Genomic DNA, 7,301 nt, shown 5'->3' with positions numbered 1-7,301 from the left:
GGAGTCAATGCTGCATTCTTGGGTCTGTTCATCCGTCCTCTCCCGAGATGGTTGGCTGGGCTTGGTAACCACAGCTTCCCAAATCAGGGACGGATGAACAACCTATTGAGACATCACAGCTAGTGCAGCCTGAGCATGCGGGCGAGTGCGCGTACTGCAAACTGCTTTCGCTTCGCGCCAGCACCAAACCAACTGCTATGTATCAGGTCCTCAGGACGACGCTTCTGGTCTCGCGCGTCGCTCACATGCGCCAGTGCGTACAAGAGGTGCAGCGAGCTGGGCGTTGCGGCTCGCTCCCTCGCCTCGCGCAGGCTGGTGAGAACGGCGTTCAGTGCCCTGGCTGAGGGGACGGAGGGGTCGTCTCCTCGGGCGCCTAGTGCGGCGGCAGTCGCTTGCTTGACCTGAGCCTCGGACGGGGTGTGCCTGGCCAAGTCCTCCAGGAATCCGGGAAAGCTAATGCACTCCCGCATCAGTTCGCCTATGCCGGCCAAGTCGCCCGGAGTAAGGAAATCAGGTGATCGAGCGATGCGCACGATGATCGGCTTCGCGGGTGTTGCTGGTAGCGCTAAGGATCCGGGCTGCAAGAGGCAGAGAGACTGTGCCTGCGCCGCCAGCGTGCTGTCGTACGGCGTCGTGAGAAGGAGGTATGCACGGGCCGATCGTCCGCTCGAGAACATCGCTTGCTCGCCAGTATCCAGAAGCGCCCACAGCTTGCGACCTCCCTGCACATACCCCATGCTTTCCACAGCCAATCCGTAGAACGCGGCGAGGCTAAGGTAAAACTCAACGATCTCGCGGGGCTGCCAGACCTGGTGGCTAGAAGAGACGACCGCCAGCTCCTGCTTTGTGTCGCTGCGGAACAGGACTGACTTCGCTTCGACCTCCATCATCGGCGCCGTGAGGTCAGCCTTGTACGCGACCGGCGCTTTGAGCACAGACCACTTAAGGTCGATGGCGTCGAGAATGCGATCAATGAAGTTCGGTGCCGCGGCTCCGACACGGCTGCGGTTGTTCTTCTTCATGCTCGGTCTCCGCGGCGCGTTTGGAGGAGGCCGGCAAGCGCGTTGCACTCGAACGCGCCAAGTCCTCGGATGTAGCGGTGAACGGTGCTTTCGGAGCGGTGTCCCGTCTGACGTTGAATGGCCCACACCGGCACGCCCGCCTTTGCGGCGCTGGTGACTAGACCGGACCTGAGGCTATGGGCTGTGAATCCGTCCGTCGTGAGATCGTGTAGTGTGAGGCGTCTCCTCAGTAGCCATCCGATCGACGCGCTATTGAGCCGCCCACGCACGTTCCCGTGCTTGTCGATCCCGCAGAACACAGAGCGGTCGGTATCCGATGCCGCGTCGTCCTTCCGCAGCCGAAGAAGAGTGTCTAACCAACTCCGGAGCGCGCGAACTGCGCATTGCTGCGCGTGCGGTGCTTTGGGTATCGCGACATCCCGCCCGCGTTGGTATTGGTCCGTCTTGCTGCTTCTAAGGCGGACGAGTAGGCCTTCCTTCGTGAACGAGAGGTCGCTGATGCAGAGCGATGCGATCTCCGATCGACGAAATCCGCCCGCAAAAGCAAGCAGGAAGAGGGCGGCGTCACGGCGGTTCTGTGCCTCTGAGAAGCCCCGGAGCGGCTTCACCATCTGCTTGAGGAGCTGAGGTGTGATGGGAGTGGCCTGTTTCTGAGCGACCCCCTTCGTTCTGCGAATCCCCCGAAGCGTGCGGCGGACCACAGCTGATCGAGTCGGAGACTGCAGTCCACGCTGCTCGTGCGCGAAGGAGATTGCGGCAATCTGCCTCGCAAGGGTACTTGGCTTGAGTTCGTCGGCCGCGCTGGCCAGATAGCGCGCGACTTGGTCTGCGGTGGCGGGAATCCGTCCCCCTGCGTTCTTGAATCGCTCCAGGTCTCTCGCGTACGCCCTCAGAGTATTGGCGGCGAGTGAGTTGCGGAGATATTGCTTCACGTCTCGAGTCCGGCGGGCCATCTCAGTACTCCCCCGGCAAGAGGAGAGTCGTCGCAGATCGATCCGCTTCGGTGATGACCCAGATCAGTCCGCCATCGCCGTTGCTTGCGTCGAGGCCGATCGAATAACTGGAAACGATGCGGTTGCCGCGCCGGACTGCCTGTTCATTGGCTGCGGCATCGTCCGGATGCACTAAACCCCAGTCACCGCGTACGTGGCGCGAGAGGAGCGTGTGAGGACTTTGATTCGAGCGCTCGAGGAGTTCTAGCGCACCGGGTGTCGCATAGACGCGGCCGAGTGGAAATTTCGGGCGAGCGTTGCCCTGCCGTGAATCCGACATTTCTGAGCCTTTCGCAGAATCCGCACGCACGCGCCCGCGCGACCTTAAATTGGTGGCGGCGGAGTAAGGGAGGGGGGTGGAGCGGACTGGCGCTGGGTCCTGTCCGCGCGCAGCGTGCGTTGTGCGCGCTGCGTGGGGGCGCGTGCCTCTAGTTTTGCTTCAGGCGCCCGGTTTTCCTACGGTTTTCTGGTGTTTTCCGGCCGGTTTTGGGCGCGGAAAGCGCCAGATTGCCTGTTTTTTCAGCAATTCTCGGGATCGACGCGCTGGAATTTGACGCGATGAAGGCGGCCCAGTCGTCCATCAACTGCCGACGCTTCTCCAGCATGTCGGTGCGCATGTACGCGCGGACCGTCTGATCGCCGACTGTGTGTGCGAGAGCGAATTCCAGCATCTCGTGCGGGTGCTTCGTCTGCTCACTTCCCCACGTGCGGAAGCTGGCGCGGAAACCGTGCATCGTGTACTCCATCCGCATTCGCCGGAGAAGCTGGGTGAAGACCATGTCGCTCAACGCAAGGCCTTGAGTATTGGGGAAGATCAACCCCATCTCCGAACTGACAATCCCTTCTTCCCGCAGTCGCTTTGCTTCCGCTAACAATGCGACTGCGCGTGCGGATAGAGGTACGTTGTGCGGACGTCCTGCCTTCATGCGTTCTTCCGGAATGTTCCAGCACAAGCGGTCTTCGTCGATCTCGGACCACAGCGCTCCCCTGGTCTCACCGGAGCGCGCGGCCGTGAGCACGGTGAATTCAAACGCGAGCTTCACAACCGATGAAGATGGACCAGATGCAACTTCCTTCATCACGGCTCCCACGAGCGGGTACGGGCAGGAGTTGTGATGCTCCACCTTCCTGGCGCGGTCGTTGGGTCCAAGCGCGATCCTCACCTGCTGCCAGAACTCTGCGTCCTTGCCGGTGCTGTAGTCGCGAGCGGCTGCGAAGTTGAGGACAGTTCGAATCCTCTGAAACAGGCGGTTCGCGGTTTCCGCCTTGCTTTTCCAAAGCGGTTCAAGAGCAGACACGATCTCGACCTTACCCACGTCACCGACTGGAAGTGAGCCGAACTTCGGAAACACATACTGCGTCAGCGTGTTGATCCACTGCGCCGCGTGCTTCGCATTCTTCCACTCGTCTGCACTTGCTTCGTGGTACTCGCGCGCTGCGTCTTCGAAGGTCTTGGAGCGGGCGCGTTCGGTTGTTCGGTGCGCATCCAGTGCCTTCCGCTCCTCGCCACGTTTCTCAATCGGATCTATTCCGTCGGCGAGGAGCTGGCGTGCGCGTTGAGCGCGCTCCCGAGCTTGCGCGAGCCCGAATGCCGTCACCGAACCCAAACCCATCTCGCGGGTCTTCCCGTTCAGCGTGTACCTAAAGATCCAGGAACGGGATCCCGTCTTGCTTACCTGCAAGTACAGGCCGTTGCCGTCCAAGTAGTACCCGGGCTTCTTGCTTCGGCTTCGAACCGCACTGTCCGCCAATAAACTGTGTCGCGTCATTACCCACATTCCTACCCACGTTCCAAATTGTATTGCGATGCATGTACATGGACAACTGTGGATTGGTAGAACGGCGGAATGCCGCGGCAGTACTGGGAGGCTTGCTATCTTGGACACGCGTGGACAAGCTTGGATGTGAGGTCATATGCCTCCTGCTCCGCCACAGACAAAGGCCTTCTGCTACCAAGCCGATAGCAGAAGGCCTTTTCTTTTCTTCGCTATCACTCGAAGTGCAACCTGAAGACCGCCATCGACGGCTCCGTCTGGGCCTGGCACCAGGACTACGGCACGTGGCGCAAGGACGGCGTCCGTGGCCCGGATCTCAGGACGGCATTGCTGATGCTGGATGAGCCGACGGAAATGGGTGGCTGCCTGTACTTCATCCCGGCAGCCACAAGGTCGGCAGCCTGGAGCCGGAATTCGACGACAGCACCGGGTACAAGTTCTTCGTGGTGCCAGGGCCCAAGCTTCTGGAGATCATGGCGCCCAGTCCCGCGCCCGACGTTCCGGCCCCGCGGCCCGACTACGTGCGCCCCACCAACTTCGCGCCTCTGCCGATCGGAACCGACGACATCCTGGACGAATGAAGGAGTTCCGGCCGGCCCGCAAGGTGCACGCGAACATTGTGCGCAAGACGACCGGCGTCGCCGGGTGCCGACAGATCGTGATCGGTTCACGTGAGCGCGTGGGGCTGGTCACCGCCGGAGGCGGGCCAACACGAAGCCAAGCGAGACCGCCGCCGCCACGTAGGTGAGGGGCCTGCTGATTACGCGGTCCCGCAGCCCGGCAAGGGCGCCCCCACCTGAAGCCCGACGCGTCAATTCGCGGTTCTTCGGCGCGACGGCGAAAGTATTGATGCGTTCGCCGTCCGGCGGGCCATCGAGCGGCGCCACGCTGGCGATCGGGATGATCGCCGCAGGGACGTCGCTGTCGATCTCCGGCACGGGGATCGGAGAGACGAGCATCTCGGTGGTGGTCGGCTGCATGTTTGGTCGGTCCTTCAGGTCTTTGACCAAATTTACGGCGACGTGCGTGCGGTCTGCGTAGGCGCAGGCCTTGCCACGCGGCAAGCTTGTCGAGCACCCCGGCCTGGCTCGGCGATGGGAACGGTCAGTGTGTTCATGCACCGAAGGTAGGCGCGCGCCGCCGCCGTTTTTTTCGGTTTCCTGCTGTCCATGGCGGTGGCCGGCTGACACTTGCATCCCCGACACGGAGAGCGCTGCTACGCCGCCGGCCCAGGGTCAACACTGCGGCCATGAATGACCTCCCCACCTACGCCTATCCGTTCATGCTCTCGATCGTAGCCTTGGCGGCGGGCTGGCTGCTGCTCGGCCGCCACATCAGGACCGAGTCCGGGGCTGCACCCAAGCTGCTGTTCGCGCTGGGCATCATCGCCGCGGTGGTCGGCTTCTTCCTCGTCTGGCTGGGCGCGCGATGAGGTTCGGGCTTGAGCCGAGCGTCAGCGCCGTCACCTCACTTCTTGCCGGCGGCGCCGCTTCTGGTGCCGACGCCCTTGCTGGCGGCGGCCCGCTGCGGCCTGGAGGTCCGATCGAAGTCGGCGTTCTTGGGCGCGCTGCCGCGGGTGCGCTGCGTGTTGCTGCTCGGGCTGTTCGCGCCGCGCCGCTTCTCGGTGTGCCAGATCGCATTGGAGATCGCCGCCACGACGCCCAGCCCGCCGATCTCGCCGACGCCCTTGCGCCCAGCCGGCTGACTGGAAGCGGTCATGGGCCGACATCAACGGCCAGTAGCGGCGCGTCTCGCGCAGGAGCCAGGGGGTGGCGCGGCGATGCCATGGCGGCCTCGGGGCAGAGGAAGCCGCGATTGTCCTGCATCGCGCGGTGCATGGCCGTCGCGCCGCTGCTGCACCGCCGCCCTGCGCCATGGAACGCAAGCGGATGGAAGATTGCCGCGCGACGGCTCCCTATGCTCGAAGAGACAAGGAGAGCCCATGAAGATCCTCCCACCCGACCTCGCCTTCGCCCTCGGGCTGGCGGTCACGGCCGGCGCCGAGCAGCGCTCCGGTGACCCGCGCGCGACGCCCACCGCCGCGGACGCGGCCGGCGGGCCGGTGCTGCTCGTCGTGGACGAACAGGGGGGCATCGTCGAAATGGTCGAGGCAACGGGCATCGCCGACGCGATCGGCGCGATCGAAAGCAGCACCCCCGCCACCGGCCGCCTCCTGATCCTGCTGGTGCCCGTGGCCGCCAACGGGTGCACGGCGCCGCACGCACCTCTCCCAATGCTCTGAGCACAAGGAAGTTCCCATGGCCCGCGCTGCAAGCGTTCGCCGCCCATCGCAGCGACGTCCTGGCGGTGGTCAAGATCGACATCGACGCGGCGCCGGCCATCGCGGCACGCGTGGGCGTCCGCTCGGTGCCGACGCTGGTGCTGTACCAGGGCGGCAAGCCGGTCGCCGTCTGCACCTGCATGCTGAGCGAGCAGCAGCTCGGGGCGTTCCTCGACCAGCACCTGCCGAACCGGCCGAGGATCGAGCTGGACTCGTGAAAGGGTGCGTGGCTACGCCACCACCACCTGTGCTCCATCAACGGCCAAGCGAATGAGGCACGCCATGAACCAACTGCTCGAAACCCTGGGGACCCACCCGCTGGGAGTGTTCGCAGGCGCGATCTCGGGGGCGCTGATCGGCATGATCGGCGGCCTCGCGGCCGGCCCGGTGGGCAGCCTCGTGATGGGAGTGGGTGGTGCGATAGCGGGCGCGTTGATCGGCGCGTCGATCGGGGCAGGACCGAAGGTCGACGTGTCGGAGCAGGACCGCTACTGGCAAGAGGAGTACAAGGGCCGGCCCTATGTGCCGCAAGGCGCGAGCTACGGCGACTACGGGCCGGCCTACCGCCATGGCACCCGCTCGGCCCTGCAGGGACAGCCCCGCGACTGGCCGGCCACGGAGGACCAGCTGGCGCGCAGCTGGCAAGCGGCGCGCGGAACCTCACGCCTCGGCTGGGAGGAGGCGCTGCCCGCGGTGCGCGACGCATGGGAGCGCGTGCGCGCGACGCAGCGCTGAGGGACCCGGAAAAGTCCGCCGGGCGCGTTCAGCGCGGCGGGTGCACACCGGAGACCACCTTCTTCAGCTGCTCTTCCTGCTGCGGTGTCAGCGCAGTCCGCGCGATGCGCGCGCCGAAGGGCTCCAGCTCCCGGGCCAGCCGTTCGAAGTCGACCCGCCCTTGGCAGGATCAACAGCGCCGAGGAACCGGGCTCCAGCTCGCGCGCGGTGTGGCGGATGAAGTCGTCGGCGATGCCGTAGTCGGCCAGCGCGCCGGAGACCGCGCCCGCACCGGCGCCGAGCACGAGGCCGGCCGCGAGCCCCGCCACCGGGTTGAGGAGCAGCAAGCCCGCGAGGGTGCCCAGCAGGCCACCCCACCCGAGGCCGCGCTAGGTGTCGAATCTCAGGAGGTTGTTCACAGCGCGGATCCGAGACATGGGCGGCCTGTGATTAAGAGCGGAGTGTGGTCGCAGCCAGTTGTAGCGGTCAATGAAGGGCTGCAAAGCGGCTTCGCGTT

Annotated in this window: 11 protein-coding genes and 2 pseudogenes; 5 read left to right on the top strand and 8 right to left on the bottom strand. The window is 64.7% G+C overall.

From position 1 onward, the window contains the following. Nucleotides 1–119: 119 nt before the first annotated feature. The 4 genes from JJB11_RS25845 to JJB11_RS25830 form a co-directional block, all read right to left on the bottom strand. Nucleotides 120–1,022: a DUF932 domain-containing protein gene (locus JJB11_RS25845; RefSeq protein WP_201178219.1), complete on the bottom strand. Its 903-nt coding sequence runs from the start codon at nt 1,020–1,022 to the stop codon at nt 120–122. Beyond that, the gene (locus JJB11_RS26710) at nt 1,019–1,975 is read right to left on the bottom strand and encodes a site-specific integrase (RefSeq protein WP_377372065.1); all 957 of its coding nucleotides are present in this window, start codon (nt 1,973–1,975) and stop codon (nt 1,019–1,021) included. Before JJB11_RS26710 ends, JJB11_RS25845 begins: the two co-directional genes overlap by 4 nt. A gap of 1 nt (nt 1,976) precedes the next feature. After that, nucleotides 1,977–2,294 carry a PAS domain-containing protein gene (locus tag JJB11_RS25835; RefSeq protein ID WP_201178215.1) on the bottom strand — a complete coding sequence of 106 codons (318 nt, stop codon included), beginning with the start codon at nt 2,292–2,294 and terminating at the stop codon, nt 1,977–1,979. Between the two features lie 148 nt (nt 2,295–2,442). Then, on the bottom strand, nt 2,443–3,783 hold the full coding sequence (locus JJB11_RS25830; RefSeq protein WP_201178213.1) for a tyrosine-type recombinase/integrase: 1,341 nt from the start codon (nt 3,781–3,783) through the stop codon (nt 2,443–2,445). A gap of 237 nt (nt 3,784–4,020) precedes the next feature. Here JJB11_RS25830 and JJB11_RS26300 point away from each other — a divergent pair. Continuing rightward, nucleotides 4,021–4,110: pseudogene (locus JJB11_RS26300) on the top strand (phytanoyl-CoA dioxygenase family protein); the annotation flags it as partial. A 368-nt stretch (nt 4,111–4,478) separates the two neighbouring features. Here the strand turns inward: JJB11_RS26300 and JJB11_RS25820 are convergent. Continuing rightward, nucleotides 4,479–4,769, bottom strand: a complete 291-nt coding sequence (locus JJB11_RS25820; protein ID WP_201178211.1) for a hypothetical protein — start codon at nt 4,767–4,769, stop codon at nt 4,479–4,481. A 269-nt stretch (nt 4,770–5,038) separates the two neighbouring features. Here JJB11_RS25820 and JJB11_RS25815 point away from each other — a divergent pair, with 269 nt between their 5' ends. After that, complete coding sequence (locus tag JJB11_RS25815; protein ID WP_201178209.1) at nt 5,039–5,221, top strand: hypothetical protein; 183 nt, start codon at nt 5,039–5,041, stop codon at nt 5,219–5,221. A 35-nt stretch (nt 5,222–5,256) separates the two neighbouring features. Here JJB11_RS25815 and JJB11_RS25810 read toward each other — a convergent pair whose 3' ends face one another. Continuing rightward, nucleotides 5,257–5,508, bottom strand: a complete 252-nt coding sequence (locus JJB11_RS25810; protein ID WP_201178207.1) for a hypothetical protein — start codon at nt 5,506–5,508, stop codon at nt 5,257–5,259. 223 nt (nt 5,509–5,731) lie between these two features. Between JJB11_RS25810 and JJB11_RS25805 the strand changes: the two genes are divergently transcribed. The 3 genes from JJB11_RS25805 (at nt 5,732) to JJB11_RS26295 (ending at nt 6,805) form a co-directional block, all read left to right on the top strand. Further along, nucleotides 5,732–6,031, top strand: coding sequence for a hypothetical protein (locus tag JJB11_RS25805; protein WP_201178204.1), 300 nt, complete (start codon nt 5,732–5,734; stop codon nt 6,029–6,031). After that, a complete protein-coding gene (locus JJB11_RS25800) occupies nt 5,995–6,288 on the top strand; it encodes a thioredoxin domain-containing protein (protein WP_201178202.1) in 294 nt (97 codons plus the stop codon). Before JJB11_RS25805 ends, JJB11_RS25800 begins: the two co-directional genes overlap by 37 nt. Nucleotides 6,289–6,352: 64 nt before the next feature. Beyond that, the gene (locus JJB11_RS26295) at nt 6,353–6,805 is read left to right on the top strand and encodes a hypothetical protein (protein WP_242529123.1); all 453 of its coding nucleotides are present in this window, start codon (nt 6,353–6,355) and stop codon (nt 6,803–6,805) included. A gap of 218 nt (nt 6,806–7,023) precedes the next feature. Here JJB11_RS26295 and JJB11_RS26705 read toward each other — a convergent pair. Continuing rightward, a pseudogene (locus JJB11_RS26705) lies at nt 7,024–7,113 on the bottom strand (DUF1269 domain-containing protein); the annotation flags it as partial. 60 nt (nt 7,114–7,173) lie between these two features. Next, nucleotides 7,174–7,301: integrase core domain-containing protein (locus JJB11_RS25790; RefSeq protein ID WP_201178198.1), on the bottom strand; the 128-nt coding region annotated here is incomplete at its 5' end.

The organism is Ramlibacter ginsenosidimutans (assembly GCF_016654015.1).
GTDB classification, from domain to species: Bacteria; Pseudomonadota; Gammaproteobacteria; order Burkholderiales; family Burkholderiaceae_C; genus Ramlibacter; species Ramlibacter ginsenosidimutans.
This window is presented reverse-complemented; position numbering and strand designations above follow the sequence as displayed.

Coding starts and splice junctions, on each gene's coding strand:
- JJB11_RS25805 (WP_201178204.1), top strand. CDS start 5,732: ATGAAGATCCTCCCACCCGACCTCGCCTTCGCCCTCGGGCTGGCGGTC.
- JJB11_RS26295 (WP_242529123.1), top strand. CDS start 6,353: ATGAACCAACTGCTCGAAACCCTGGGGACCCACCCGCTGGGAGTGTTC.
- JJB11_RS25830 (WP_201178213.1), bottom strand. CDS start 3,783: ATGACGCGACACAGTTTATTGGCGGACAGTGCGGTTCGAAGCCGAAGC.
- JJB11_RS25820 (WP_201178211.1), bottom strand. CDS start 4,769: ATGCAGCCGACCACCACCGAGATGCTCGTCTCTCCGATCCCCGTGCCG.
- JJB11_RS25835 (WP_201178215.1), bottom strand. CDS start 2,294: ATGTCGGATTCACGGCAGGGCAACGCTCGCCCGAAATTTCCACTCGGC.
- JJB11_RS25815 (WP_201178209.1), top strand. CDS start 5,039: ATGAATGACCTCCCCACCTACGCCTATCCGTTCATGCTCTCGATCGTA.
- JJB11_RS25810 (WP_201178207.1), bottom strand. CDS start 5,508: ATGACCGCTTCCAGTCAGCCGGCTGGGCGCAAGGGCGTCGGCGAGATC.
- JJB11_RS25845 (WP_201178219.1), bottom strand. CDS start 1,022: ATGAAGAAGAACAACCGCAGCCGTGTCGGAGCCGCGGCACCGAACTTC.
- JJB11_RS26710 (WP_377372065.1), bottom strand. CDS start 1,975: ATGGCCCGCCGGACTCGAGACGTGAAGCAATATCTCCGCAACTCACTC.